This window comes from Rhodococcus sovatensis (genome assembly GCF_037327425.1).
Taxonomy (GTDB): Bacteria; Actinomycetota; Actinomycetes; order Mycobacteriales; family Mycobacteriaceae; genus Rhodococcoides; species Rhodococcoides sovatense.
In genome coordinates this window covers 2,443,014-2,469,963 of record NZ_CP147846.1, presented here as the reverse complement: position 1 = coordinate 2,469,963, position 26,950 = coordinate 2,443,014, and the positions used below count along the sequence as shown (strand labels likewise).

Below are 26,950 nucleotides of genomic sequence, written 5' to 3'. Positions count from 1 at the left end.
TGACAGGTTATCAGTCGATAACTAGCGTCTGTCGCGTAAGTAATCATTCGATGCTTACTAAAGAAGTTGCTTCACGCGAAAGGATCGACGATGGCCGCTACCGCCGAAACCCAGCACTCACCGTCACGCACTGTCCCCATCTGGGTTGGGATCGTCGCGGCCTCGCTACCGATGTTCATGGCAACCCTCGACAACCTGGTGATGACGAGCGCGTTGCCGGTGATTCAGGCCGATCTGTCGGCGTCGGTCGGCGAACTTCAATGGTTCCTCAACGCGTACACCTTAAGTTTCGCGACCCTGATGCTCGCGGCAGCTACGTTGGGCGATCGGTGGGGTAGGCGAAACGTCTTCCTCGGCGGCATAGCGATCTTCACCCTCGCCTCCATTGCTTCGGCTCTGGCGACCACCCCTGCTCTACTGATCGCCGCGCGGGCAATTCAAGGCGCCGGCGCAGCGGCGATCATGCCACTGTCACTCACGCTCCTTGCCGGTGTTGTTCCAGCCGCGAAACGTGCTCTGGCCATCGGAATTTGGGGAGGGGTATCCGGACTCGGGGTCGCGCTGGGTCCTGTGGTCGGCGGCGCGGTCGTCGACGGCATCTCCTGGGAGGCAATTTTCTGGATCAACGTGCCGGTCGCCCTCATCGCCGTGCCGCTCGCACTCGTCACGTTGAAGGAATCGTTCGGCCGCAGGCAACCTCTCGACTATCTCGGGATCGTGCTCGCGGGCGTGAGCGTCTTCCTACTCGTCTGGGCCGTCGTCCACGGCAACGATGATGGTTGGGCCTCCAGTACGGTGCTGTTGTCGTTCTTGGTGTCGGCGCTCGCGTTGGTGGGCTTCGTCCTTCGGCAACGGCGTGGCGCGTTCCCCGTCGTGCCACTGAGGCTGTTCCGCTCGCGCAGTTTCTCGATCGCGAACATCATCGGTGTCACCTTCACGCTCGGAATGTTCGGTGCTGTCTTCCTCCTGTCTCAGTACCTGCAGATCGTCATGGGGTATTCCCCGTTCCAAGCGGGACTGCGCACTTTGCCGTGGACGGCGGCGCCGATGATCGTGGCGCCGCTCGCAGGTCTCCTCGCGCCGAGGCTCGGTCTTCGCGCACTGCTCGTGGGTGGACTCACGCTGCAGGCCGGGGCGCTGGTCTGGATGGCCGCCATTCTGCAACCCGGGACGTCCTACGCGAGCATGGTCCCCGCTCTGGCGATGGCCGGCATCGGAATGGGGCTGACCTTCGCGCCATCTGCAACTGCGGTACTCACCGACATGGCCGAGGTCGATCACGCTACGGCGAGCAGTACCAACTCCACCATCCGCGAGATCGGTGTCGCGCTCGGAATTGCGGTTCTGACGGCGGTGTTCCTCGGTGCGGGAGGCTCGTTGACACCGACCGGCTACACCGATGCGCTTGCACCGGCGCTCCTCGTCGGCGCAGGAGCGGTCGCGGTGGGAATTCTCGCCGCGCTGTTCATGCCGTCAGGGACCACAGCTGCCCAGGAAACGATCAGGGCTGGCCGGGAAACGGAGTCGAGGACGGAACCACTCCCAGGATCTCTCGCCAGTTCGCCAGTCGCAGCGCAGCTTCCGTGAGTGCAGTGATTCCGGTCTCTCTGGTGGGGCCGGACTTACTGCGTTCGATCACAGACCGCCATGCGATCGAGGTGTCCACCTCCGCTTGCGCGGCCAACTGAGCCGCAGTGATCGGATCGGTGACCGGGAAAGGCGTCGTATAGGCGGTGGCAGGTGGGGGTGCGGTGACACTTGCCGCCTTCAGGGCATCGATCGTCGCGTCCCGCCGGGCCCGGTGCGCTGCGGCGTTGACCGCAACGAGATCGGCCCGCGCTGGATTCGAGAATGCCCCGACGATTCCGTACGCGAACACGGCGGCGTACTCCGAGTGCAGTGCGTCGACCAGAGCTTGCTGCTCCTCTCCGAGTTCGTTCATGCCAGTACTACGATCGACTGAACGGTGCACGCGGCGCTGATCGAGCCGAGAAGCCCGGCTCGATATCCCGACTCGTTCCGGGCCGAGTCCGCTGCGCTGCGCCCCGATTCGGACAAGCCGGTCAACAACTCCTCCAACGTCGGCGGTGGGACCTGCGTAGTTGTAGTCGTAGACGGGGTGGACGGGGGGATGCTCTCGCCGCCCGAGACGCGGTCGATCTCCGCGGCCAACGAATCGGCGTGTGCGCTTCGCTCGGACTGAATCACCGAGAGTTCGTTCACGCGTTCGGGAAGGATCGCGATCAACGCTGCCGCCATGTCCGCGTCCTTGCGGGCTCGCCGAAGGTGCGTCGTCAGAGTGTCGACCGTCGCAGCAGTGTCCTCGCCGGAAGAGCATCCGGCGGTCGTGACGAGACCGACGGTCGCGAGCGCTGCGCCCGCCGCAAGCCGGATCGCCGAGCGGCGACTGAGGGAAGGGGCGATTGCGGACGTCGGCACGTTCACATGGTGCCAGGTACGCCCTCGGCCATGCGCACCCGCACCTGGTCACGGACGCGTCTCGATGGCGCTAGGCTGTACGTTCACCGTCTGACGATGATTCGCCCACAACTTCACGAGGAGTGCACACCGCGATGCCTGTTCCGTCCAAGGAGAGGGTCATCGCGCTCCTGTCCGATCTGATTCATGCTCAGGGCTTCGACCTCGAGGACGTCAACGTCGTGTCTGCGGGCAAGCACAGCGCTGTTCGGATCATGGTCGATCGCGAGCAGGGCATCGATTTGGACACTCTGCCGATTCTCAGTCGTGAGATCTCGGAGGTGTTCGACGCCGTGTCGGACTTCGGCGAAGCGCCGTACACGCTCGAGGTCACCACTCCTGGTATCGACCGACCGTTGACGGAAGAGCGGCATTGGCGCCGTGCTCGGGGCCGGTCGGTGCGTATCGAGTTGGCCGAGGAAAAGTTCGACGGGCGAATCGGGGTACTCGACGGCGGTGTCGTGACCATTGTCACGCGCACGAAGGGCGTTCTGGCCACTCGGGCTGTCGAACTCTCCAGCGTCGTCAAGGCTGTTGTACAAGTAGAGTTCTCGCGGCCCAAGGTCGAAGAGATGGAGTTGGCGGGCGGCGTCGTGGACGGTCGGCCTGCGCCTGCGGACTCCGATGAGATCGTGAATGTGGAAGCACCGGAAGAAGGGTCCGACAAGTGAATATCGACATTGCTGCGCTGCGTGCGATCGAGGCCGAAAAGGGCGTCTCGATCGACACTGTCATCTCGACGATTCAAACTGCACTGCTGACCGCGTACCGGCACACCGAGGGCCATCAGCAGCACGCGTGGATCGATGTCGATCGTAAGAGCGGTTCGGTCAAGGTTATGGCCAAAGAGATCGACGAGGACGGCAACACCATCTCGGAGTGGGACGACACTCCGGAAGGATTCGGTCGTATCGCCGCGACGACAGCGCGTCAGGTCATCTTGCAGCGCTTGCGTGACGCCGAGCACGAGCGTTCCTTCGGTGAGTACTCCACTCACGAAGGTGAGATCGTCAACGGGGTCATCCAGCGCGATACCAGGGCCAATGCCAAAGGCACCGTCATCGTCCGCATCGGCAGTGAAGCCAACGGGGCGGACGGTCTGCTTCCGCCGGCCGAGCAGGTTCCGGGCGAAAGCTACGAGCACGGCGAGAGAATCAAGTGCTACGTCGTCGGAGTCGCGCGTGGTCAGCGTGGGCCGCAGATCACGCTGTCCCGCACGCACCCGAACCTCGTTCGGAAGCTGTTCGCACTCGAAGTGCCCGAGATCGCCGACGGGTCGGTGGAGATCATCGCTGTCGCCCGTGAATCGGGCCATCGCTCCAAGATCGCCGTGTTTTCCACCGTCTCCGGTCTCAATGCCAAAGGTGCGTGCATCGGACCCATGGGACAGCGCGTGCGCAACGTCATGAGCGAGCTCGCGGGGGAGAAGATCGACATCATCGACTTCGACGAGGACCCGGCGACGTTCGTCGGGAATGCGCTGTCGCCGTCGAAGGTTGTGTCTGTGACGGTCGTCGACGCAGCTGCCCGCGCAGCTCGCGTCATCGTCCCGGATTACCAGCTGTCCCTGGCGATCGGCAAGGAGGGCCAGAACGCCCGGTTGGCTGCTCGGCTGACCGGTTGGCGGATCGATATCCGAAGCGACGCGGCCGCGGCACCCGAGTCCACCAGCGGGTAAGTGCAGAATGCGGAGTTCGGAGCAATACAGCGGTAGAGTAGGAGTTGGTTCGGAATTGAACTCCATGCCCCGCAGTCATGTGAGCACCGGTTCGACGCCTATACGTCTACCGGTGCGAACTTGTGTCGGGTGCAAGGAGAAAGCTCCGACCGCCGATCTGCTGCGTGTCGTGGTCAGTCGTTCGGGCGGTGAACCGCAATCTTTCGATTGCATCGTCGTCCCGGATGCCGAGCACCGACTTCCTGGTCGAGGCGCATGGTTGCACCTCGATCGGACTTGTCTCCACAACGCGGAGCGGCGCCGAGCCTTCGGCAGAGCACTACGAGTACCTGGAGCGATCGACATTTCCGCAGTCGACGCCTTCGTAGAGCGCAGAGTTCTACCCGACGAGAAGAACAGGCAACAGCACTGATGAGCACACCGTGAAGCACCGACGATGAACGTCCATCGGAATTAACCCGAGGTCGTGCAGGCACCAATGCCTCGCTCGGCCTCTCAGTGAGGAGAGCAGTGGCAGGCAAGGCCCGCGTGCACGAGTTGGCAAAAGAACTCGGTGTCACCAGTAAGGAACTACTCGCACGGCTCAAAGAGCAAGGCGAGTTCGTCAAATCAGCGTCGTCCACCGTCGAGGCGCCGGTAGCGCGTCGTCTACGTGAATCATTCCCGTCCGAGAAGTCGGACTCGCCGTCCGAGAACGGCAGCGCGAACGCGAGCGCACCCAAGCCGAGTACAGGCGCCAAGCCTGGCGGTCCGCGTCCGGGCCCCAAGCCTGCTGCGCGTCCGACGCCCGCAGCTGTGGAACCCGAAGTTCCGGCAACCCCGGTACCAGCAGCTCCGGCACCAGCAACGCCGGCACCAGCAGCTCCGTCCCCCGCCGCACCGGTAGAACCGGCTGCTCCAGCGGCCGCGACCCCGTCTCCGGCTCAGCCGACACCGGCTCAGCAGGCACCGGTCGCCGCAGAGACGGAATCGGCACCTGCCGGACCGAAGCCGGGCGCACCGGGACCGAAGCCAGGCCCCAAGGCGCCTCGGGTCGGTAACAACCCGTACTCCTCGGCGCCAGTGGAGCGTCCGGCTCCACGCCCGGCTCCAGGCAGTCCCCGCCCCGGCGGCGGACGGCCGACTCCTGGTCAGGGCGGAGCTCGTCCGGCCGCAGCGCAGGGCGGAAGCCGCCCAGCTCCCGGACAGGGCGGTCCCCGTCCGGCTCCGGGCCAGGGTGGACCTCGTCCGAGCCCCGGTTCTATGCCTCCCCGTCCGAATCCAGGTGCAATGCCGACACGTTCGGCACGACCGAGTCCGGCAGCAGGGGGCCGCCCCGGTCGTCCAGGTGGCGCGCCAGGTGGACGTCCGGGTGGCGGCGCAGGCGGTGGCGGATACCGCGGCGGCGGCGCACCGGGTGCGCCCGGTGGTGCTCCCGCAGGTGGTGCTCCCGCAGGTGGCTTCCGCGGTCGTCCAGGTGGCGGTGGCCGTCCCGGTCAGCGCGGAGCGGCTGCAGGCGCATTCGGTCGTCCGGGTGGAGCTGTCCGCCGTGGACGCAAGTCGAAGCGAGCGAAACGCGCCGAGTACGAAAGCATGCAGGCTCCGGCAGTCGGCGGCGTCAGGTTGCCTCGCGGCAACGGTGAGACCATCCGTCTCGCTCGCGGCGCATCGCTGTCGGACTTCGCGGACAAGATCGACGCGAACCCCGCAGCGCTCGTGCAGGCCCTGTTCAACCTCGGCGAGATGGTGACGGCGACTCAGTCGGTCAACGACGAGACGCTCGAACTGCTCGGCGGCGAAATGAACTACGTCGTCCAGGTCGTCAGCCCCGAGGACGAGGATCGCGAACTTCTCGACAGCTTCGACCTCACCTACGGCGAGGATGCGGGTGGCGAGGACGATCTCGAGCAGCGTCCGCCGGTCGTCACGGTCATGGGTCACGTCGACCACGGCAAGACGCGACTGCTGGACTCGATCCGTAATACCGCTGTTCGCGAAGGTGAAGCCGGTGGTATCACGCAGCACATCGGTGCCTACCAGGTGCTGACCGAGCTCGAAGGCAACGAGCGTCTCGTGACGTTCATCGACACCCCCGGTCACGAGGCCTTCACGGCCATGCGTGCTCGTGGTGCCAAGGCCACGGATCTCGCGATCCTGGTCGTCGCTGCCGACGACGGCGTCATGCCTCAGACGGTGGAAGCGATCAACCACGCGCAGGCAGCAGATGTGCCCATCGTGGTCGCGGTCAACAAGATCGACAAGGAAGGCGCGAACCCGGACAAGATCCGTCAGCAGCTGACCGAGTACGGCCTGGTTGCCGAGGAGTACGGCGGCGACACCATGTTCGTCGAGATCTCCGCCAAGCAGGGCACCAATATCGATGCCCTTCTCGAAGCGGTGCTGTTGACTGCAGATGCGTCGCTCGACCTGCGTGCGAACCCGGACATGGATGCTCAGGGTGTCGCCATCGAGGCACACCTCGACCGTGGACGCGGACCGGTTGCCACGGTCCTCATCGCCCGCGGAACGCTCCGCGTCGGTGACTCGATCGTGGCGGGAGACGCGTACGGACGCGTTCGCCGCATGGTCGACGAGCACGGCGAAGACGTCACCGAAGCGCTGCCGTCACGTCCCGTCCAGGTCATCGGTTTCACATCGGTTCCAGGTGCAGGCGACAACCTCCTGGTTGTCGACGAGGACCGAATCGCCCGTCAGATCGCGGATCGACGAAATGCACGCAAGCGCAACGCGCTCGCAGCGAAGAGTCGCAAGCGCATCAGCCTGGACGATCTCGATGCAGCTCTGAAGGAGACTTCGCAGCTCAACTTGATCCTCAAGGGTGACAACTCGGGAACCGTCGAGGCGCTGGAAGAGGCCTTGCTGGGTATCGAGATCGACGACGAGGTCGAGTTGCGCGTCATCGACCGCGGAGTCGGTGGCGTCACGGAGACCAACGTCAACCTGGCGTCGGCGTCGAATGCGATCATCATCGGCTTCAACGTTCGTGCGGAGGGCAAGGCCACCGAGCTTGCCAACCGCGAAGGCGTGGACATCCGGTACTACTCGGTTATCTACCAGGCGATCGACGAGATCGAGAAGGCCCTCAAGGGCATGCTCAAGCCCGTCTACGAAGAGGTTGCTCTCGGCCAGGCCGAGATCCGCGCGCTGTTCCGTTCGTCCAAGGTCGGAAACATCGCAGGTTGCCTGGTCACCTCCGGTACGATCCGTCGCAATGCCAAGGCACGACTGTTGCGTGACAGCACAGTGGTCGCCGAGACCGTCACGATCTCCTCGCTTCGCCGCGAGAAGGACGATGCGGTAGAGGTACGCGAGGGTTATGAGTGTGGTCTCACGGTGACGTACTCGGACATCAAGGTCGGCGATGTCATCGAGGCGTACGAACTGCGTGAGAAGCCGCGCGACTAGCACGTGCTCGGCTGTGGTGGATCAAGGGGAGTGACACTGCACTGATTCGAACGAGGCCCGGCGGCGGTACTGATCGGTACCGCCGCCGGCATCGTTGGGGTCTAACCGATTCGAAGGATGGCCGCGTGTACCTGGGTGCTCTCGAGCTGGACGTGTTGTTGGGGGATGTCCGTTCGCTCGCCGACAAGCGTTCGACGGTGTTGCCGGTTCTGTCGGAGCTGCAACGGTTCGGAGTGTCGGCAGCGGAGACGGGGGAACGAGATCGGTTTCGACGTTCGTTGTTCGGCATCGCGGCCGTCGGCTCCGATGTCGAAGGTCTGCACGACAAGCTGGACGAATGCGAGCGACATGTCGCCGAGCGTCACGATCTGGAATTGTTGGCAGTCAGAAGAAGAATTTTCGGTCCCGAGGACTGACTCGGCACCGCGTGTGAGGAGCGTGAAAGTTCATGGTGGATCAGGCAAGAGCTCGTAGGCTCTCGAAGCGAATTGCCGCCATCGTTGCGACGGCCATCGACCACGAGATCAAAGATCCGCGGCTGGCGTTCGTGACGATCACCGACTGCAAGGTCACGGCCGACTTGCACGATGCGACGATCTATTACACGGTTATGGGCGAGGATCTCGACACCCCTCCCGATCTTCAAGCCGCGTCCGCAGGTCTCGAGAAGGCCAAGGGTGTACTGAGGTCGAAGGTGGGTGCAGGAACGGGCGTCAGGTTCACCCCGACGTTGACGTTCATGACGGACACGGTCCCCGATACCGCGCGTCACATGGAAGAGCTGCTGGAGCGGGCTCGACAGGCTGACAGCGAAGTCGCACGGGTGGCTGCCTCGGCCAAGCCCGCGGGCGACCCCGACCCATACAAAGCTCCACGCGAGTCCGTCGAGGATTCCGAGTCCACCGACGTGGACTGATCGAGTGGACGACATGTTCGCTTCTGCGATCTCGCTGCTCGAGACTGCGCGGAGTGCGACGGTGCTGTGCCACGTGCAGCCGGACGCCGACACGATCGGCAGCGGTCTTGCGATCGGAACGGTATTGGCTCGGCGTGGCGTCGAGGTGCAGGTTGCATTTGCAAGTCCCAGTGAGCTTCCCGAGTCGATGAACGAACTGCCCGGCCGTGACATGCTTACTGCGCCCGAGGACGTTCGGTCTCGAGTCGATCTGGTCGTCACGGTCGACGCGGGTAGTCGTGGCCGACTGGGTGCGCTGGCCGACCGAATCGACATGGCCGACGCCTGTCTGGTAATCGACCACCACCGGTCCAACACGAGATTCGGCACGCTGAACGTGGTCGACGACGGTGCGGAGTCCACGACGGCTGTCATTACGCGCCTGCTCGACGCGTGGAACGTTGCCGTCGATACTGACCTGGCGCACTGTCTGTTCGCCGGCCTCGTCACCGACACCGGATCATTCCGATGGGTTCGTCCGGGGTCACACCTGCTTGCCGAGCGGCTTCTTGCGACCGGCATCGACGGTGCCGCGATCGCGCGCAAACTGCTCGACAATCACCCGTTCGGATGGCTTCCGATGCTCGGTTCCGTTCTCGGTTCCGCCGCTCTCGTACAGGATGCGGTCGGTGGTCTCGGCCTCGTGTACGCGGTAATTCTGCGTGAAAATTCCGAGGGTATGCGATCCGAGGAGATCGAGAGCGTCATCGACATCGTTCGGACGACGTCCGAGGCCGAGGTGGCTGCCGTTTTCAAACAGCAATCCGGTGACGAGTGGACCGTGTCGCTGAGGTCGAAGACCGCAGTGGACGTCTCGACAGTGGCTGCGACGCTCGGGGGCGGCGGCCACCGCAACGCGGCGGGGTTCACAGCACACGGTGCGAAGACCGATGTGATCGACTTGCTGGTCGATGCGCTCGGCTGAGACGAGCGCAGCCGGAGATGCATCACCGCGTCGCATTCTCGGTCTCGCGCTGCCCGCCCTCGGCGTGTTGGCAGCCGAGCCGATCTACTTGCTATTCGACGCCGCTGTCGTCGGACGTCTCGGTGCCCTACCTCTTGCGGGTCTGGCGGTAGGCGGCCTCGTTCTTGCGCAGGTGAGTACTCTGACGTTTCTCTCCTACGGCACGACGGCGAGAGCCGCTCGTTTGCACGGGGCAGGGCGTGATCGAGACGCGGTCGGGGAGGGCGTCCAGGCGACCTGGCTCGCGCTGGCACTCGGTCTGATCATCGTCGGTGTGATGCAAGTGCTGTGCGTACCGATTCTCTCGGCCATCGGCGGCGGTGGTGAGATCACGACCGAGGCCACCACGTGGTTGAGGGTGGCGATACTCGGCGTGCCGTTCATCCTCGTGTCGCTCGCGGGCAACGGTTGGATGCGAGGACTTCAAGACACCGCACGGCCACTCCGTTTCGTGCTTGCGGGGCTTGGCCTGTCAGCGATTCTGTGCCCGGTGCTGGTCCACGGTCTGCTGGGTGTCCCGCATCTCGGCCTGGTCGGCTCGGCCGTTGCGAACGTCCTCGGGCAAGCCGTGGCCGGTGGGTTCTTCGTGGTCGCGATCATTCGCGCAGGAGTGCCGCTGCGTCCGTCGTGGTCGATCATGCGAGCGCAGTTGATACTCGGCCGAGACCTGATCATTCGAACGCTTGCTTTCCAAGCATGCTTCTTGTCGGCCGCCGCGGTGGCGTCGCGATTCGGTGCAGCGTCGGTCGCCGCCAATCAGGTCGTCCTGCACATGTGGAATCTCGTTGCGCTCACTCTCGACTCGTTGGCGATCGCAGCGCAGTCACTGGTCGGCGCAGCTCTCGGCCGAGCTGACGCGAGCGGCGCGACTCGGCTCGGGTGGCGTCTGACCGTCTGGTCCACGGTGTTCGCGATCGCACTTGCAGCGCTGTTCGCGGCCGGTTACACCGTAATTCCGGGGCTGTTCACAACGGACCTCTCGGTTGTTGCGGCGATGCACTCCATCTGGTGGATTTTCGTGGCGATCGTTCCGATCGCGGGAGTGGTGTTCGCACTCGATGGGGTGTTGCTCGGAGCGGGGGATGCCGCGTTCCTGCGCACGGCGACGCTGGGGTGCGCACTGATCGGCTTCCTGCCATCGATCTGGATGGCGCTGGCGTTCGACTGGGGTGTGCGCGGAATTTGGGTCGGGCTGAGCATCTTCGTGATTCTTCGCATGATCACCGTCGTCGTGCGGATGATGTCCGGCCGCTGGGCGCTGGTGGGTGCGGACATTCAGCGCGTCGCGGAGTGAAGCGCTACTTCTTGACTCTTCACGACGAAGAAGACGGTTAGACCGGGTTCGAGGTCGAGTTCGGCAACGGCGGCGGGCGTGACGTCCGCTGCGATTCCGGGACTCCCATCCGGATGCTGATCCGCCCTGATACGGACTGTTGCACCGTGGACGTCCATCGATGCGATGGTCACCGGAAAGACGTTGCGCGGGCTGGCGTGTGGCGGTTCGAGGTGCACCGCGACGGCGGCGGGTGCGAAGACCGCGACACCGCTGCCGGCGCTGTCGATTCCGCCTAGCCTCGAAACGGTTAGCCCCGACACGGTCAGCCCCCAGGACGTGCTCAGCGAATCGGCGCCGTCCATGGTTCCCGATAGGAGGTTGACGCCCGCGATCCGTGCAGCGAAGGCGCTGCGGGGAGCCGTGAGTACCTCGGTGGTCGGGCCGCGCTCTACGATCCGTCCACTCTCGACGACCACAACGGTGTCCGCAAGTGCCAACGCGTCGAGCAGGTCGTGAGTGACGATGACGGCCGTCCGTCGTTGTTCGCGCAGGACCCTCCGCAGCACGCGTCGAAGGGCAGGTGCGGTGTCGACGTCGAGGGCCGACATCGGCTCGTCGAGGAGGAGGACCCGAGGATTGGCTGCCAGGGCACGTGCGACGGCGACGCGCTGCGCTTGGCCCCCGGAGAGTTCACCTGGCTTGCGCCCGGCGAGTTCGATCGCGTCGACGGACTCGAGCCATGTGCGGGCTCTGAAGTGTGCTTCGCGTTTGCGCAGGCCGCGACTGCGGGGACCGAAAGCGACGTTCGCTTCGACAGAGAGGTGCGGAAACAGAAGGGCGTTCTGCGTCAGGCTTGCGACCCCACGGGCATGGACAGGGACGAAGGTTCCTTTGTCGGTGTCGGTGTCGGTGACGACGTCGTCTCCGAGCAGTACGCGTCCGGTGTCGGGTCGGATCAATCCTGCGATCACGGACAGCAAGGTCGACTTTCCTGCGCCGTTGGGCCCGAGAACTGCCACGACTTCGCCGTCGGCGCAGTCGAACTCGAAGGACACGTCACGACCGATGACGTCGGCAGTGAGCGATATCGAACTCACAGTGCACCCGCCACACGCCGACCGCGAGCAGCGACGACGACTATGGCCGCCACGACGATGAGCAACAGCGACAGTGCGACGGCCGCGTCGGCGTCGGTCTCCCGCTGAAGGTAGATCTCCAGCGGGAGGGTCCGAGTCACCCCTTCGAGCGAACCAGCGAAGGTCAGGGTCGCGCCGAACTCACCGAGAGCGCGTGCGAAGGCGAGGACCGATCCTGACACGAGGCCGGGCAAGACGAGTGGAATGGTGACACGTCGAAGTACGGTGGTGGGACGAGCGCCCAGCGTGGACGCGACCGTTTCGTATTCGCTACCGGAACTGCGCAGTGCCCCTTCGAGACTGACGACGAGAAACGGCAGTGAAACGAATGTCTGGGCGAGTACCACCGCCGTGGTGGAGAACGCAATGGATAGTCCCCATCCCTCGAGATATTCACCGAGAAGACCGAGCCGGCCGAACGTGTACAGCAAGGCGATACCACCCACCACCGGTGGCAAGACAAGGGGCAGCAGAACGAGAGCTCGCAGTATCGACAACCCGGGAAAGTCAGTGCGGGACAACACCATAGCCATCGGTACGCCGAGGATTACGCACAACAAGGTGCTCGTTGCCGCGGTTCTCAGGCTGAGTATCAGGGCAGTGCGCGAGGACTCGGACGTCACGAGCGGAACGAAGTTCGTCCAGTCGATCTTCAGCAGGATCGCGAGAAGTGGCGTGAGAACGAACAACGCGCCCAGTGCTGCGGGAACGAACATCCACCTCGGGAGTGCAGGCCTCACGGAGCCGCGAACCCGGCTTCGATCAGTACTTGCCGGCCGGTCGGGCCGGTGAGCAGTGCTTCGAATGCCGACGCCGCGGCAACATTTCGACTGCTCTTCAGAACAGCAATGGGATAGGTGTTGACGGCTTCTCGGGCTTCGGGGAAGTCGACGGTCGTCACCTGGTCGCCGGCGCCTGCTGCATCGGTGACGTAGACCAGGCCCGCATCTGCCTGCCCCGACGTGACCTTGCCCAGGACGTCGGTCACCGAAGCCTCCTCGCTGACCGCCGGAACTGTGGTGCCGGTTGCTTTCTCGAGAGTGGCGGTGGCGTTGCCGCACGGAACCTGTGGTGCGCAGACCACCGTCAGGATGTCGGGGTCGGCCAGGTCGGCGAACGACGCCACGTCCTTGGGATTGCCGGGCGCGGTGACGATCGTGAGGGTGTTTTTCGCGAAGTTCACGGGCTCGCCATCGACGAGGTTCGCCTCGACAGCCTTGGTCATGTTGATGGTGTCCGCCGAAGCGAAGACGTCTGCCGGTGCGCCCTGCGCAAGCGCAGTGACGAGGTCCGAGGACCCGGCGAAGTTGAATTCCACGGTCACTGCGGGATTCTGGGCCTCGAACGTCTCACCCAGCTCTGTGAACGTCGATTTCAGCGATGCAGCTGCAAAGACGGTGATGGTGTCCGTCGCGGAGCCGGCGCCTTCGGAATTGCCACATCCCGCCAGCAGGATGACAGCTGCGCCGAGGACGAGAAGACTGATCGGTGTTCGCGTCACGAGGCCGTTGCTTCGACGATGACGGTGGTTGCTTTGACGACGGCGACCGAAATCTTCCCCGGCTCCAGACCGAGGTGTCGTACCGATTCGGTGCTCATGAGCGAGACGACAGTGAAGGGTCCACACTGCATCTCGACCTCGCTCATGACGGTGTCCGAAGTCACTTTCGTGATCAGTCCGACGAAACGGTTGCGGGCCGAACTGCCGGTCCCGGTCGGATCCGGTGGTGGTGTTGCGTGCTGACGGGCAAACCGAGCCAGTTCGGCGCCGTCGATGACCTTGCGTCCCGCGTCGTCCTTCTGTGCGGGCAGTGCACCGCTGTCGATCCATCGACGGACGGTGTCGTCACTGACCCCGAGTAGTTCTGCAGCGTCTTTGACGCGAATCCGTGGATGCGGCACAAATCAAATAATAAACCAGCAAATGCGTAGGTTCTAGCGGTTTCGACGAGAAATGACTGCACGGGCCAGGAAGTGGGCGGCTGCCAGCGCCACGGCGCAGACGACTGCAGTGATCGCGAAGCCTGCCACGAAGTTGTCGGAGGCGATTCCCGCTAGAAACGCAGCCATCACGGAGAGCAGCACACCTGCTGGAAGAATTCCCATGGCCCGATTGTCGCACCGTCAGGAATCGCAGGAGACAATGAAGCGTTGGTAGTGATTCGGAACCCACACACACGCAATCGGAAGGACTGTGGCCTGTGACAGCCAAGCTCTGGGCAGTCAGTGACATCCACGTAGGTCACCGCGGCAATCGTCCGGTCACCGAGGATATTCACCCCGAATCGCCTGAAGACTGGCTTATCGTTGCCGGCGACGTCTCCGAGAAGACCGACGACATCAAATGGGCCCTCCAGTTGTTGCGCAGCAGGTTCGCGAAAGTGATCTGGGTGCCCGGCAACCACGAGCTGTGGACTACCGCCAAGGATCCCGTACAGATTCATGGTGTCGCGCGGTACGAGTACCTGGTGAACCTCTGTCGTGAGATCGACGTGGTGACGCCGGAGGATCCTTATCTCGTGTGGGAAGGCCAAGGTGGCCCAGCCACCCTCGTGCCGATGTTCCTGCTGTACGACTATTCGTTCCTGCCGCGAGGTGCGCTCGACAAAGAACACGGTCTGAAAATCGCACGAGACAAGAATGTGGTCGCAACGGATGAGTTCCTGCTCTCTCCGCAACCCTTCGCGACGCGAGATGCGTGGTGCCGCGCGAGAATATCGGCCACCGAGGAGCGACTCGACGGCCTCGACCTGTCGATCCCGACGGTCCTGATCAATCACTTTCCGATGGTTCGCCAGCCGACAGACGTCCTGTTCTACCCGGAATTCGCGCTGTGGTGCGGTTCGACGCTGACGGCCGATTGGCACACCCGCTACAACGCAGTGTGTTCGGTGTACGGGCACCTCCATATTCCGCGCACCACGTATTACGACGGTGTGCGCTTCGAAGAGGTTTCCGTCGGCTATCCCCGCGAGTGGAAGCGTCGTGGTTTGCCCAGCAACGTACTTCGTCAGATACTCCCGGTGCCCGAGTACCCCGAGGGAACGCTGAACAAGTGGGGCGGGCACTTCACCGTCACGCCCGAGATGGAAGCCGAGGTCGAGAAGATGAGGGCAAACAAGTGATCGAGTCGATCCTGCCGAACGGCGTCGTCGCTGCGGAGCTCTTCGAGGATCCTCCTGGCCTTCAGCCGCATCCGCTGGAAGCACCTCTCGTCGCCAAAGCAGTCGACAAGCGCAAGCGTGAATTCACCTCGGCTCGGCACTGCGCGCGCGTGGCGATGGACAAACTCGGGGTCGAGCCGGCTCCGATCATGAGGGGCAAGTCCGGCGCCCCTCAGTGGCCGAAGGGCGTCGTCGGCTCGTTGACCCATTGCGACGGCTATCGCGGCGCAGTCCTCGGATACGCACTGCAAGTGCGGTCCGTGGGTATCGACGCCGAACCACACGGGCCGCTGCCCGACGGCGTTCTGGACGCCGTGAGTCTGCAAGCCGAACGCGAGTGGCTCGGCACGACCGATTCCGGCATGCACTGGGACCGTTTGTTGTTCTGTGCCAAGGAAGCGACCTACAAGGCGTGGGAGCCGCTCACCGGCCGCTGGCTCGGGTTCGAGGATGCCCACATCACGTTCGAGCGGACGTCGACGGGAAGCGAATTCTCCGGCACATTCCACTCGAAACTTCTGGTGCCTGGACACACCGAATCGGGCGCTCCGTTGTCCTCGTTCGACGGTCGTTGGCTGATCTCCGATGGGCTGATCGTCACGGCGATTGCAGTGATGTGATTCCCCGCCTGGCAGAATGATCACTCGTGTCTGCACGCGGAAAATTGTCCTCCGGCCTCGTCGGCGCCGGGTTGTTGATCGTGGACAAGGGTCCCGGGGTGACGAGCCACGACGTCGTGGCCTCGTGTCGCAAGTTGTTGGGCACCCGGAAGGTCGGGCATGCCGGGACTCTCGACCCGATGGCCACGGGGGTTCTCGTCCTCGGCATCGAACGAGCGACGAAGATGTTGGGTCTGCTGGCGCTGACCACCAAGGCGTACACCGCAACCATTCGGCTCGGCCGAACCACGTCGACGGACGACGCAGAGGGCGAGACCGTCGCGGACGCCTCGGCAACGGCGCTCGAGGACGCGGACATTGCCCGGCAGGTCGCGCTGCTCACGGGCGATATCGAGCAGGTTCCCTCCAGCGTCAGTGCCATCAAAGTGGACGGACAGCGCGCACACAAGCTGGTGCGCGCCGGCGAGGAGTTCACGATCCCGGCGCGACGGGTGAGCGTCACTCGCTTCGACGTGCTTGCTCGGCGTGACGTCCCCGGCACCGGGTTCGTCGACCTCGATGTCGAGGTCGAGTGTTCGTCCGGCACCTACGTACGTGCGCTCGCTCGCGATCTCGGCGCCGCGCTCGAGGTCGGCGGCCACCTGACGGTATTGCGCCGCACGCGTGTCGGGCCGTTCACACTCGAGCACGCGCGGACGCTCGAGCAACTTGCGGATGCACCCGGTGTCAGTCTCGACATCGACGAGGCGGCTCGCACCGCGTTTCCGCACCGGCAGGTCGACGCGGAGGAAGCCGAAGCGATCAGTCAGGGACGGTGGCTCGATCCGATCGGGCTTGCTGGGGTGTATGCGGCAATCGACCCGACCGGCCACACCATTGCGCTGCTCCAGGAGAAGGGGAAGCGGGCGAGTTCGGTCATGGTGGTCCGACCGGCGACACTGCGAGGTCTGTAGCTACGCGGGAATCATCCAGATGGCTTCGGCAGCGCGTTGGCCGAGGTCGATCGAGTTACGTTCGCCGTGCCCGAGCTCGATGGCCACCGTGCCGGCGTAATCGCGCCGCTCGACGACCGTGATCGACAGGTCGAGCGAGATCCCGACGGAGTCGAAATACCTGAGCATTGCGGGATCGGAGTCGGAGATGCGCGCAACCCGTCCGCACTGACCGTCGGTGTAGTCGCTGAGGCGAGTCGCCTCGGGTGAGGAGATCGCGCCGTCGACGGAGGGGATCGGGTCGCCGTGTGGATCCCGTTCCGGGAAACCGAGTTTCGCGTCGATGCGCGACATCATGAGGTCGGAGACGGCGTGCTCGAGTATCTCTGCTTCGTCGTGAACCTCGTCCCATCCATAACCGAGTTCGCGCACCAGATACGTTTCGATGAGCCGGTGTCGGCGAACCATGGCGATAGCTGCGGCACGCCCGCGATCGGTGAGAGAGATCGCCCCGTACCGCGCATGATCGACCATTCCCTGATCGGCGAGCTTTCGAATCGCCTCGGACACGGTCGAGGCGGAGACACCGATGCGCTCGGACAGCATCTTGGTGCTGACCGAATCCTCGCTCCACTCGCTGGCAGTCCAGATGACCTTCAGATAGTCCTGCGCGACAGCCGACAGCTGCACTTCGTCGGCAGTGGACGGGTCCTCGGTACGTTCAACCACGCAATGGAGCTTAGGCAATCCATCCAGAAATGACACGTCAGCGTGCTCGACGCTCACACGGCGGCGGCCTCGCGGCGTCGAAGTGCGCGCGTCACTATGCCCTGCGTCGGACTGAACAGGTACGCAAGCGTGAACACCGATCCCTGTGCAAGTACGACGGTTCCGCCCGAGGACACGTCGAGATAGAAGCTGACGTAGATCCCGACCACCGCGCAGCCGACGCCGATAGCCGGTGCCAGTAGGAGCATGCGCCTGAAACTCTGGGTGAGCAGATACGCCGTCGCACCGGGTGTGATGAGCATCGCGACGACCAGAATGACTCCAACTGCTTGCAGTGCGACCACCGTCGTCAGTGCCAAGAGTGTCAGCATCAGCCCGGACAGGAATGTCGGGGAGATACCGACTGCTCGCGCCTGCGTGCGATCGAACGCGAACAACGTGAAATCTCGTCGTTTGACGATCATGACCACGAACGCAAGTCCGCCCAATACGACGACCTGCCACATGTCGCTCTGCGATACGCCGAGCAGATTTCCGAACAGGATGTGATTGAGGTCGATCTGACTGGGGAACTTCGAGATGAGTACCACGCCGAGTGCGAACAACGTAGTGAAGACAACCCCGATGGCCGCATCCTCCTTGACCTGGGTGGTGTTGCGCACGACTCCGATGGCGCCGACCGCGACGAGTGCGAACAGCAACGCTCCGATGGCGAACGGAGCGCCGAGCAAGTAGGACAGAGCGACGCCCGGCAGGACCGCGTGCGAGACGGCGTCGCCCATCAGGGACCAGCCGATCAGCACGAGCCAGCAACTCAGAACCGCGCACACGATGGATGCGACGATCGTGACGAGCAGGGCACGTTGCATGAAGGTGTATTGCAACGGCTCGACGAAGAAATCTACGAGATACACGGTCAGCTCGCTTCCGAGGTGCGCAGGGGGTCGACGCCGAAGGCCATCGCGAGATTTTCCGGACGTAGTACGTCCTGTGGCGTGCCATTCATCAGCACTCGTTGCTGCAGTAGCACGGCTTCGTCACACAGGTCGGGCAGAGCATGCAAGTCGTGCGTGGACACCAGGACCGAAGCGCCTGCTGCGGTCAGTTCACGGAGCAATCTCGTGATGGTGGCCTCGGTCCGCTTGTCGACGCCCGCAAACGGCTCGTCGAGCAGAAGCAGTGACGCCTCCTGCGCGATCGCGCGCGCCACGAACGCGCGTTTGCGTTGTCCGCCGGACAACTGACCGATCTGGCGACCGGCCAGTTCGGTCAGATCGACCCGTTCGATCGCTGCGGCGACTGCCTCGCGGTCCACGGCGCGGGGGGTGCGCATCCAGTTCTGTTTGCCGTAGCGCCCCATCATCACCACCTCGCGGACGCTGACCGGGAAGGTCCAGTCGACCGATTCGCTCTGCGGGACGTAACTTACGGTCCCGTCCTTGCGTGCTTTGGACGGGAGTCCGCCGAAGATGCTGATCGATCCGGTGTCCGGCCGAACGACGCCCATGATCGCTTTGAACAGGGTGGATTTGCCGGAGCCGTTCATGCCGACAAGACCGCATACCCGGCCGGGTTCGAGTGTGAGCGAGGCGTCGATGAGGGCGGTGACGTCGCGGTAGGCGACGCTGACTCCGGATACGTGCAGGGCTGGTGTCATCTCGTTCATTCCGGCTTTCCCAATAGAGCGTCGGTAATGGTGCGGGCGTCGTAGGTCAGAAGGTCGAGATAGGTCGGAACTGGTCCACCTTCCTCGCTCAGTGAATCCACGAATAGCTTTCCGCCGAACAGGGCGCCGGTGTCCTCGGCGACCTGAAGTTGGGCCTTGTCCGACACGGTGGACTCGCAGAACACCGCCGGTACGTCGTTGTCTTCGACGAAGTCGATCGCCGCGACGACTTGCTTGGGAGTGCCCTCCTGCTCGGCATTGACCGGCCAGAGGTACATCTCCTGCAGGTCGAAATCCCGAGCCAGATAACTGAATGCGCCTTCGCACGACACGAGTGCACGCTGGTTCGGCGGCAGCTTGTCCAGATCGGTCTTCAACTCGGCGCTCACGGCGCGGATTCGAGTCTTGTAGTTCTCCGCATTGGCGCGGTAGTCCACCTCGTGGTCGGGATCGAGGCGAACGAACGCCGCGGCGATGTTGTCGACGTAGGTCTCCGCCACGACCGGTGACATCCAGGCGTGCGGATTGGTCTTGCCCGCGTAGGCGTCCCCACGAATGAACACCGGGTCCACGTTCTCGCTGACGACGGCGTGTGGGGCCGGGACGCGTTCGACGAACTTCTCGAACCAGGCCTCGAGGCCGAGGCCGTTGTCGAGGATGAGGTCCGCCTGCTCAGCGGTGCGGAGATCTCCGGGAGTGGGCTCGTAGCCGTGGATCTCGGCTCCGGCCTTGGTGATCGATTGAACCGTCATGTGCTCACCCGCGACATTGCGTGCCATATCTGCCAGGACCGTGAAGGTGGTGAGAACGAGAGGCTTGGATTCGTCGATCTGTCCGACATCGTCCTCTCCGACCGCACGAGCGCACCCGCTCGACGCAGCGACGCACACGAGCATTACTGCGACGATGCGAAAAAATAAGTTCGGCACACCGAAATATTGGCAGACCGTTCGAAGGTTTGTCCACAGGTGTTTGCCGAGACACACCGATCCGGAAGTGACCGCTCGAGGTGTGGGCCGTAGGCTTCGCTTGTGCTGAGATGGCGAGGTCTCGACGATGTACCTGCCGACTGGGGTCGCTGCGTTCTCACGATCGGCGTATTCGATGGCGTGCACCGCGGTCATGCCCAGCTGATCACCCGGGCGGTGACCTCGGCTCGGGAACGTGGGGTGCCGAGTGTGCTGATGACATTCGATCCGCATCCCATGGAAGTAGTCCGTCCGGGAAGCCATCCGGCGCAACTGACTACGCTCACCCGCCGGGCGGAGTTGGCCGAGGAACTCGGCATCGATGTCTTCTGTGTGATGCCGTTCACGCCCGAGCTCATGAAGCTGACACCCGAGCGCTACGTGCACGAAATTCTGGTGGAGCGGCTTCACGTGGCAGAGGTGGTCGTGGGGGAGAACTTCACCTATGGCAAGAAAGCGCTCGGCAACGTCGCCCTGCTGCGCAAGATCGGTGAAAGATCAGGGTTCGCAGTGGACGGTGTCAACCTTCTCGCCGAGCATGCGGTGACGTTCTCGTCGACCTACATTCGTTCGTGTGTCGACGCGGGTGACGTCGCCGCCGCCGCTGCAGCTCTCGGGCGCCCACATCGGGTCGAGGGAGTCGTGGTTCACGGTGACGGCCGTGGTCGACAGCTGGGATATCCCACAGCCAACGTCGCTCCGCCGATGTACTCCGCCATTCCTGCAGACGGCGTGTACGCCGCGTGGTTCACCGTGCTCGGCCCTGGACCGATCATGGGTACGGTCACTCCGGGTGAGCGGCACCGCGCCGCAGTGTCGGTCGGGACCAATCCGACGTTCTCCGGGCGGACTCGCACTGTGGAGGCGTTCGTTCTGGACAGCGACGGCGACCTGTACGGCCAGCATGTGGCCGTGGACTTCGTCGAGCGCCTACGCGGTATGGAGAAGTTCGACTCGATCGACGACTTGGTCGAAGAGATGGGCAGGGACTCCGAACGGGCACGCGCAGTCCTGTCCCGGCAACCCTCCTGATAGGCTGTCTCTTCGGTGCACGCTGCGGTCCGTGGTGGCTGCACCGCTTTCCTTTCCCGCGGACGTCAGTGATCAGGAGTAGTACCAGTGGCATTGACCACCGAACAGAAGAAGACCGTTCTCGGCGAGTACGGCTTGCACCCGACCGACACCGGTTCACCCGAGGCTCAGGTCGCGATGCTCACCAAGCGCATCGTCGATCTCACGGAGCACCTCAAGAAGCACAAGCACGACCACCACTCCCGCCGCGGCCTCCTGCTGCTGGTCGGACGTCGTCGTCGCCTGCTGAAGTACATCGCCAAGGTCGACGTCACGCGGTACCGTTCGCTCATCGAGCGTCTGGGACTGCGTCGCTAGTTTCCAAGTTCGAAATATGCAGTAGCCAACGAGGCAGTGCTTAGACTGTTCCTCGTTGGCTTTCTGTGTTTGCAACGCCAGCAGGACATCGCGAGCACATGGGTGCTCGCGCATCGCCGTGCCCACCCGACGCTGTCGCAGTGTCGGTCGTAAGTGCTGGTTCGGGCACGGCAAAGACGAGAGGACGAGAAGAAGAGTATGACGGAAACAACAACGATAGAAGCCGAAGAGGGCGTCTACGAAGCCACCGCCGTGATCGACAACGGCACCTACGGCAAGCGCAGCATCCGTTTCGAGACCGGCCGCCTCGCGCAGCAGGCCGCCGGCGCAGTCGCTGCCTACCTCGACGAAGACACCATGCTCCTGTCGGCCACGACGGCCGGCAAGCACCCCCGTGAAGGATTCGACTTCTTCCCACTGACGGTCGACGTCGAAGAGCGGATGTACGCCGCGGGACGCATTCCCGGATCGTTCTTCCGCCGTGAAGGCCGTCCGTCCACCGACGCCATCCTCACCTGCCGCCTCATCGACCGGCCGCTGCGCCCGACGTTCGTCGACGGACTGCGCAACGAGATCCAGGTCGTCATCACGGTCCTGAGCCTCAACCCCGCCGATCTGTACGACGTCGTCGCGATCAACGCGGCCTCTGCCTCGACGCAGATCGCCGGCCTGCCGTTCTCCGGCCCGATCGGTGGCGTTCGCGTCGCGCTGATCGACAAGCAGTGGGTCGCGTTCCCGACCAACGAGCAGCTCGAAAAGGCTGCGTTCAACATGGTCGTCGCCGGCCGCATCGTCTCCGGATCCGGTGCCGACGCAGACGTCGCCATCATGATGGTCGAGGCCGAGGCAACCGAGAACGTCATCGAGCTCATCGAGGGTGGCGCAACAGCTCCCAACGAGTCCATCGTCGCCGAAGGACTCGAAGCATCGAAGCCGTTCATCGCAGCGCTGTGCACCGCACAGCAGGAACTGGCCGCCAAGGCCGCAAAGCCCACCGGCGACTACCCGGTCTTCCCGGCATACCAGACCGACGTGTTCGACGCCGTCGAGAGTGCCGCGAAGATCCCGCTGAACGAGGCACTGACGATCGCGGGCAAGGCCGAGCGTGAGGCCAAGCTCGACGAGGTCAAGGCTCAGGTCCTCGCCTCGGTCGGCGACAGCTTCGTCGGCCGCGAGAAGGAGATCGGTGCCGCATTCCGCGCACTGACCAAGAAGTCGGTTCGCCAGCGCATCCTCACTGATCACTTCCGCATCGACGGCCGCGGCATCACCGACATCCGTTCGCTGTCCGCCGAGGTTGCGATCATTCCGCGGACACACGGATCGGCTCTGTTCGAGCGCGGCGAGACCCAGATCCTGGGCGTCACCACGCTGGACATGGTGAAGATGGCGCAGCAGGTCGACTCGCTCGGGCCCGAGACGTCCAAGCGTTACATGCATCATTACAACTTCCCGCCGTACTCCACCGGTGAGACCGGTCGCGTCGGTTCGCCCAAGCGTCGCGAGATCGGCCACGGCGCGCTCGCTGAGCGCGCTCTGTTGCCGGTTCTGCCGAGCCAGGCAGAGTTCCCGTACGCCATCCGCCAGGTTTCGGAGGCGCTCAGCTCCAACGGTTCGACGTCGATGGGCTCGGTCTGTGCTTCGACTCTGTCGCTGCTCAACGCCGGTGTGCCGCTGCGCGCGCCGGTGGCGGGCATCGCCATGGGTCTCGTGTCCGACGAGGTCGACGGCGAAACCCGCTACGTCGCTCTGACCGACATCCTCGGCGCTGAGGATGCGTTCGGTGACATGGACTTCAAGGTCGCGGGCACGAAGGACTTCGTCACGGCTCTGCAGCTCGACACCAAGCTCGACGGCATTCCTTCCAAGGTGCTCGCCGGTGCGCTGGCGCAGGCAAAGGACGCTCGCGCCACGATCCTCGAGGTCATGGCCGAGGCCATCGACACCCCGGACGAGATGAGCCCCTACGCTCCTCGCGTCACCGCGATCAAGGTGCCCGTCGACAAGATCGGCGAGGTCATCGGGCCCAAGGGCAAGATGATCAACTCCATCACCGAGCAGACCGGTGCCAACATCTCGATCGAAGATGACGGCACGGTCTACGTCGGTGCAGCGGACGGCCCGTCCGCACAGGCCGCGATCGACATGATCAACGCCATCGCCAACCCGCAGCTGCCGAAGGTCGGCGAGCGTTTCCTGGGAACCGTTGTCAAGACAACGGCTTTCGGTGCATTCGTCTCGCTGCTCCCGGGCCGCGACGGACTGGTGCACATCTCCAAGCTCGGTAACGGCAAGCGCATCAACAAGGTCGAGGACGTCGTGAGCGTCGGATCCAAGTTGCGCGTCGAGATCGCCGATATCGACAACCGGGGCAAGATCAGCCTCGTCCCTGTCGAGGACGACTCTGCCGCTGCGCCAGTGGAGGCTCCGGCCGACGTTCCTGTCGAGGCAAACGCTGAGTAACACGACTCGCGGCAGAACGGTGCGTCCCTATGGGACGTACCGTTCTGCCGTTTCGGATCCCGCCGGGCAGAACCTCGGCGTTCGGCGTACAACTCTGCCTGGTGGTCTTCGCGTCGTCACCGAGTTCGTACCTGGAGTTCGGTCCGCGTCGGTGGGCGTCTGGGTAGCAGTGGGCTCCCGTGACGAGGGGCCGAGTGTGGCAGGCGCCGCGCACTTTCTCGAGCATCTCCTGTTCAAGTCGACGCCGACGCGAAGCGCACTCGAAATCGCTCAGGTCATGGACGGTGTCGGTGGCGAGTTGAACGCCTTCACGTCCAAGGAAAGTACGTGCTTCTACGCACACGTCTTGGACGATGACGTCGAATTGGCCATCGACCTGGTCAGCGACGTGGTTCTGCGTGGTCGGTGCCGGTCTGCCGATGTCGATGTCGAGCGTCAGGTAGTGCTCGAGGAAATCTCGATGCGTGACGACGACCCCGAGGATCTTCTGGGCGATCTGTTCCTCGAAGCCATGTTCGGCGACCATCCAGTCGGCAGGCCCGTCATCGGCACGGTCGAATCGATCGAATCGATGACACGTGCTCAGCTTCGCTCGTTTCACAGCCGTCGCTACACCCCAGATCGGATGGTCGTGGCGGTCGCAGGCAATGTGGACCACCGACGGACCGTCGCACTGGTCAAACGAGCCTTCGCGCAGCATCTGCACAAGGGCGTGCACCCGGTGCCGCGCCGTGAAGGCGCTGTGCGGCTGCGTGATCGTCCGGAACTTCGGTTCATCCGTCGCGACAGCGAGCAAGCTCATCTGGCCCTAGGCGTCCGCGCGTTCGGGAGGCACGAGGGGCATCGGTGGGCTCTGTCGATCCTCAACGCGGCGGTCGGTGGGGGACTGTCGTCGCGGTTGTTCCAGGAGATCCGTGAGGAGCGCGGGTTGGCCTATTCGGTGTACTCCTCGGTGGACACGTTCGCCGATTCCGGCGCGTTCTCGGTGTACGCGGGATGTCAGCCGGAGAACTTGGCCGAAGTGACCACCGTGATACGGGAGGTCCTGGCTCAGGTCGCTTCCGACGGCATCACCGACGACGAGTGCGCGCGAGCGAAGGGTTCGCTTCGCGGGGGGCTCGTTCTCGGGCTCGAGGACTCGGGTTCGCGAATGAACCGTATCGGCCGGAGCGAACTCAACTATGCCAACCACCGGGATATCTCCGACACGCTGTCTCGAATCGATCAGGTGACGGTCGAGGAGGTGCGGGACGTGGCGAGGGTGCTGCTGACTCGCCAATTCGGCGCAGCCGTCGTCGGTCCGTACAAGAACGTCCGCCAGTTGCCGGCGTCGGTCAAGTCGATCGTAGGTTGAGGGCCCGGGCGACTACAGTTGAAGAGACTTGCGCCATACATCTCTTCAAGAGTGGGGTTCCACATGTGGTACTGGATATTCAAGTACGTGCTCATCGGACCCATACTCCGCGTTCTGGGAAGGCCTCGGGTCGAAGGTGCTCACCATCTACCGGAATCTGGGCCCATCGTCTTGGCCGGCAATCATCTGACCGTGGTCGATTCGTTCTTCCTGGTTCTCGTTGTCAAGCGCCGGATCAGGTTCGTGGCGAAGAGCGAGTACTTCGAAGGCGGAGGAATCAAAGGGCGGTTCATTCGCTGGTTCTACACCAGCGCCGGCCAGGTTCCGGTGGACAGATCCGGCGGTGGCGCCGGAGACGCAGCATTGGATGCGGCGCGAAAGATACTGGCCGACAACGGGATCTGGGCAATCTATCCCGAGGGAACCCGGTCGCCTGACGGTCGGCTCTACAAGGGCAAGACCGGAATGGCGCGGGTCGCCCTCGAATCAGGGGCACCGGTTGTGCCGGTTGTGATGTTCGGTACCGAGAAGTTCAACCCGGTCGGCACTCGCATGTGGCGTCCGGCGAAGATCGTCGTCAGATTCGGTCCAGCGCTCGACTTCTCACGTTACCGCGAGTTGTCCGCGCATCACGCGGTCGTACGGTCGGCAACGGACCAGGTCATGTCAGCCCTGATGGATCTGTCCGGGCAAGAGTACGTCGACACCTACGCTGCAAAGGCGAAGGCGGCCTGATCAGCCTTTGCGGCTCATCAACAACTTCCACGGCACGAGTGCCGATTCGAGTTGGACGGACAAGCTCATCTTCGACTCGCCATCGTTGCGTTCCTCGAAGCGAATCGGCACCTCGGCGATCTCGAGACCCTGGCGGACCGTTCGGTAGTTCATCTCGACCTGGAATGCGTAGCCGTTGCTCTCGACCGAGGTGACGTCGATAGCGCGCAGCGTGGAGGCATGCCACGCCTTGAAGCCCGCAGTCGCATCCTTGACCTTCAGTCGAAGAATCGTGTTGACGTAGAAGTTGGCCCAGGCGGAGAGAGCCTTCCGATGCCAGGGCCAGTCGCTCGCCACTGCGCCACCCGGTACGTAGCGGGATCCGAGCACCACAGCGGCGTCGGTCTCGCTGAGGGTCCGGATCATCAACGGAATGACGTCGGCGGGATGCGAAAGGTCGGCGTCCATCTGCACGACGATGTCGGCACCGTCGGACAGAGCGCGGGTCATCCCCGCTACGTACGCCCGGCCGAGGCCGTTCTTCTCGGTGCGGTGTAGCACGCTCACCGGCGGAGTCGAACCTGATTCCGCCATCTCGTCGGCGATTTTTCCGGTGCCGTCCGGAGAGTTGTCGTCCACGACGAGAACATGGAGGTTCTCCAGTTTCAAGTCTGCGAGCATGCCCACGAGCTTGGGGAGGTTCTCGCGTTCGTTGTACGTGGGTACGACAACGGTCGTCTTCGGAGCGCCGCTGGGATAAGTCACGCTCGTATGATCCGTGATCGGGGTAGCTAGAACCAAATAACGGACATCTCGGCCGTGGCCGGTTCAGTGTTTTCCCAGCTCGAAGCGGCCTAGCTCGGAGGCGGTGTTGTGCAGGTCACACTACTGGAGGTCGATTCGTACGGTGACTGGCCCTCCGGTGGGCCCAACAGGTGGCGCACGAGGAGGGTGGCGAGTGCGGCCAGAACGGCTACGACGACGATCACGGCGACAACTGACAGAATTCTCTTCGGACCTCCGAAGAGTTCGTTCGAACTCATTCCTCCATCATGGGCC

At 63.7% G+C, this 26,950-nt stretch carries 30 protein-coding genes; 17 read left to right on the top strand and 13 right to left on the bottom strand.

Annotation, left to right across the window (positions count from 1 at the left end; all coding sequences use genetic code 11):
• Positions 1-90 precede the first annotated feature (90 nt).
• On the top strand, positions 91-1,587 hold the full coding sequence (locus WDS16_RS11530) for a DHA2 family efflux MFS transporter permease subunit (protein WP_338892787.1): 1,497 nt from the start codon (positions 91-93) through the stop codon (positions 1,585-1,587).
• On the opposite strand, the gene WDS16_RS11525 is transcribed toward WDS16_RS11530, so the two are convergent.
• Together WDS16_RS11525 and WDS16_RS11520 are read right to left on the bottom strand one after the other, a co-directional pair.
• A complete protein-coding gene (locus WDS16_RS11525) occupies positions 1,502-1,942 on the bottom strand; it encodes a ferritin-like domain-containing protein (protein ID WP_338892786.1) in 441 nt (146 codons plus the stop codon). The two genes, WDS16_RS11530 and WDS16_RS11525, sit on opposite strands and share 86 nt — an antisense overlap.
• On the bottom strand, positions 1,939-2,439 hold the full coding sequence (locus tag WDS16_RS11520; RefSeq protein ID WP_338892785.1) for a hypothetical protein: 501 nt from the start codon (positions 2,437-2,439) through the stop codon (positions 1,939-1,941). Before WDS16_RS11520 ends, WDS16_RS11525 begins: the two co-directional genes overlap by 4 nt.
• A 134-nt stretch (positions 2,440-2,573) precedes the next feature.
• Here WDS16_RS11520 and rimP point away from each other — a divergent pair, with 134 nt between their 5' ends.
• From rimP to WDS16_RS11480, 8 genes are all read left to right on the top strand, one after another.
• The gene (rimP, locus tag WDS16_RS11515) at positions 2,574-3,149 is read left to right on the top strand and encodes a ribosome maturation factor RimP (RefSeq protein ID WP_338892784.1); all 576 of its coding nucleotides are present in this window, start codon (positions 2,574-2,576) and stop codon (positions 3,147-3,149) included.
• Positions 3,146-4,156, top strand: coding sequence for a transcription termination factor NusA (gene nusA, locus WDS16_RS11510; protein WP_338892783.1), 1,011 nt, complete (start codon positions 3,146-3,148; stop codon positions 4,154-4,156). The genes rimP and nusA overlap by 4 nt, the downstream gene beginning before the upstream one ends.
• A gap of 7 nt (positions 4,157-4,163) precedes the next feature.
• Entirely contained in the window at positions 4,164-4,568 is a 405-nt protein-coding gene (locus tag WDS16_RS11505) for a YlxR family protein (RefSeq protein ID WP_422395780.1), read from the top strand.
• Between the two features lie 98 nt (positions 4,569-4,666).
• The gene (gene infB / locus WDS16_RS11500; RefSeq protein ID WP_338892782.1) at positions 4,667-7,561 is read left to right on the top strand and encodes a translation initiation factor IF-2; all 2,895 of its coding nucleotides are present in this window, start codon (positions 4,667-4,669) and stop codon (positions 7,559-7,561) included.
• Between the two features lie 125 nt (positions 7,562-7,686).
• Positions 7,687-7,977 (top strand): DUF503 domain-containing protein, encoded by a 291-nt coding sequence (locus WDS16_RS11495; RefSeq protein WP_068375593.1) that lies wholly within the window; start codon positions 7,687-7,689, stop codon positions 7,975-7,977.
• 32 nt (positions 7,978-8,009) lie between these two features.
• Positions 8,010-8,477 (top strand): 30S ribosome-binding factor RbfA, encoded by a 468-nt coding sequence (rbfA, locus tag WDS16_RS11490; RefSeq protein ID WP_068375595.1) that lies wholly within the window; start codon positions 8,010-8,012, stop codon positions 8,475-8,477.
• A 13-nt stretch (positions 8,478-8,490) separates the two neighbouring features.
• A complete protein-coding gene (locus WDS16_RS11485; protein ID WP_338893358.1) occupies positions 8,491-9,441 on the top strand; it encodes a bifunctional oligoribonuclease/PAP phosphatase NrnA in 951 nt (316 codons plus the stop codon).
• Positions 9,428-10,774: an MATE family efflux transporter gene (locus WDS16_RS11480; RefSeq protein WP_338892780.1), complete on the top strand. Its 1,347-nt coding sequence runs from the start codon at positions 9,428-9,430 to the stop codon at positions 10,772-10,774. Before WDS16_RS11485 ends, WDS16_RS11480 begins: the two co-directional genes overlap by 14 nt.
• Here the strand turns inward: WDS16_RS11480 and WDS16_RS11475 are convergent.
• The 5 genes from WDS16_RS11475 to WDS16_RS11455 are packed head-to-tail and all read right to left on the bottom strand — an operon-like array spanning position 10,756 to position 13,998.
• On the bottom strand, positions 10,756-11,853 hold the full coding sequence (locus WDS16_RS11475) for a sulfate/molybdate ABC transporter ATP-binding protein (RefSeq protein WP_338892779.1): 1,098 nt from the start codon (positions 11,851-11,853) through the stop codon (positions 10,756-10,758). The two genes, WDS16_RS11480 and WDS16_RS11475, sit on opposite strands and share 19 nt — an antisense overlap.
• Positions 11,850-12,608 (bottom strand): ABC transporter permease, encoded by a 759-nt coding sequence (locus WDS16_RS11470; RefSeq protein ID WP_338893356.1) that lies wholly within the window; start codon positions 12,606-12,608, stop codon positions 11,850-11,852. Before WDS16_RS11470 ends, WDS16_RS11475 begins: the two co-directional genes overlap by 4 nt.
• A 20-nt stretch (positions 12,609-12,628) precedes the next feature.
• Positions 12,629-13,393, bottom strand: a complete 765-nt coding sequence (gene modA / locus WDS16_RS11465; RefSeq protein ID WP_422395779.1) for a molybdate ABC transporter substrate-binding protein — start codon at positions 13,391-13,393, stop codon at positions 12,629-12,631.
• Positions 13,390-13,794, bottom strand: a complete 405-nt coding sequence (locus WDS16_RS11460; protein WP_338892778.1) for a TOBE domain-containing protein — start codon at positions 13,792-13,794, stop codon at positions 13,390-13,392. The genes modA and WDS16_RS11460 overlap by 4 nt, the downstream gene beginning before the upstream one ends.
• 33 nt (positions 13,795-13,827) lie before the next feature.
• Complete coding sequence (locus WDS16_RS11455) at positions 13,828-13,998, bottom strand: hypothetical protein (RefSeq protein ID WP_338892777.1); 171 nt, start codon at positions 13,996-13,998, stop codon at positions 13,828-13,830.
• Between the two features lie 95 nt (positions 13,999-14,093).
• Between WDS16_RS11455 and WDS16_RS11450 the strand changes: the two genes are divergently transcribed.
• The 3 genes from WDS16_RS11450 to truB are packed head-to-tail and all read left to right on the top strand — an operon-like array spanning position 14,094 to position 16,629.
• Positions 14,094-15,017 carry a metallophosphoesterase gene (locus WDS16_RS11450; protein WP_338892776.1) on the top strand — a complete coding sequence of 308 codons (924 nt, stop codon included), beginning with the start codon at positions 14,094-14,096 and terminating at the stop codon, positions 15,015-15,017.
• Entirely contained in the window at positions 15,014-15,676 is a 663-nt protein-coding gene (gene npt, locus WDS16_RS11445; RefSeq protein ID WP_338892775.1) for a 4'-phosphopantetheinyl transferase Npt, read from the top strand. Before WDS16_RS11450 ends, npt begins: the two co-directional genes overlap by 4 nt.
• Positions 15,677-15,702: 26 nt before the next feature.
• Positions 15,703-16,629: a tRNA pseudouridine(55) synthase TruB gene (truB, locus tag WDS16_RS11440; RefSeq protein ID WP_338892774.1), complete on the top strand. Its 927-nt coding sequence runs from the start codon at positions 15,703-15,705 to the stop codon at positions 16,627-16,629.
• On the opposite strand, the gene WDS16_RS11435 is transcribed toward truB, so the two are convergent.
• Genes WDS16_RS11435 through WDS16_RS11420 form a run of 4 tightly spaced genes read right to left on the bottom strand, consistent with a single transcriptional unit; the run spans position 16,630 to position 19,932 of the window.
• Complete coding sequence (locus WDS16_RS11435) at positions 16,630-17,337, bottom strand: metal-dependent transcriptional regulator (RefSeq protein ID WP_338892773.1); 708 nt, start codon at positions 17,335-17,337, stop codon at positions 16,630-16,632.
• Positions 17,338-17,390: 53 nt separating this feature from the next.
• Complete coding sequence (locus WDS16_RS11430; RefSeq protein ID WP_422395826.1) at positions 17,391-18,206, bottom strand: metal ABC transporter permease; 816 nt, start codon at positions 18,204-18,206, stop codon at positions 17,391-17,393.
• Positions 18,207-18,253: 47 nt separating this feature from the next.
• Complete coding sequence (locus WDS16_RS11425; protein WP_422395778.1) at positions 18,254-19,003, bottom strand: metal ABC transporter ATP-binding protein; 750 nt, start codon at positions 19,001-19,003, stop codon at positions 18,254-18,256.
• Positions 19,000-19,932 carry a metal ABC transporter substrate-binding protein gene (locus WDS16_RS11420; protein ID WP_338892771.1) on the bottom strand — a complete coding sequence of 311 codons (933 nt, stop codon included), beginning with the start codon at positions 19,930-19,932 and terminating at the stop codon, positions 19,000-19,002. Before WDS16_RS11420 ends, WDS16_RS11425 begins: the two co-directional genes overlap by 4 nt.
• A gap of 102 nt (positions 19,933-20,034) precedes the next feature.
• Between WDS16_RS11420 and WDS16_RS11415 the strand changes: the two genes are divergently transcribed.
• The 5 genes from WDS16_RS11415 (at position 20,035) to WDS16_RS11395 (ending at position 25,912) form a co-directional block, all read left to right on the top strand.
• On the top strand, positions 20,035-21,003 hold the full coding sequence (locus tag WDS16_RS11415; protein WP_338892770.1) for a bifunctional riboflavin kinase/FAD synthetase: 969 nt from the start codon (positions 20,035-20,037) through the stop codon (positions 21,001-21,003).
• Positions 21,004-21,090: 87 nt separating this feature from the next.
• A complete protein-coding gene (rpsO, locus tag WDS16_RS11410; protein ID WP_068375622.1) occupies positions 21,091-21,360 on the top strand; it encodes a 30S ribosomal protein S15 in 270 nt (89 codons plus the stop codon).
• A gap of 198 nt (positions 21,361-21,558) precedes the next feature.
• Positions 21,559-23,823 (top strand): polyribonucleotide nucleotidyltransferase, encoded by a 2,265-nt coding sequence (locus WDS16_RS11405; RefSeq protein WP_338892769.1) that lies wholly within the window; start codon positions 21,559-21,561, stop codon positions 23,821-23,823.
• A 19-nt stretch (positions 23,824-23,842) separates the two neighbouring features.
• A complete protein-coding gene (locus WDS16_RS11400) occupies positions 23,843-25,177 on the top strand; it encodes a pitrilysin family protein (protein WP_338892768.1) in 1,335 nt (444 codons plus the stop codon).
• A gap of 63 nt (positions 25,178-25,240) precedes the next feature.
• Entirely contained in the window at positions 25,241-25,912 is a 672-nt protein-coding gene (locus WDS16_RS11395; protein ID WP_338892767.1) for a lysophospholipid acyltransferase family protein, read from the top strand.
• Here the strand turns inward: WDS16_RS11395 and WDS16_RS11390 are convergent, their stop codons facing one another.
• Positions 25,913-26,656 carry a polyprenol monophosphomannose synthase gene (locus WDS16_RS11390; RefSeq protein ID WP_338892766.1) on the bottom strand — a complete coding sequence of 248 codons (744 nt, stop codon included), beginning with the start codon at positions 26,654-26,656 and terminating at the stop codon, positions 25,913-25,915.
• Between the two features lie 89 nt (positions 26,657-26,745).
• Positions 26,746-26,934 (bottom strand): hypothetical protein, encoded by a 189-nt coding sequence (locus WDS16_RS11385; RefSeq protein ID WP_338892764.1) that lies wholly within the window; start codon positions 26,932-26,934, stop codon positions 26,746-26,748.
• Positions 26,935-26,950: the final 16 nt, after the last annotated feature.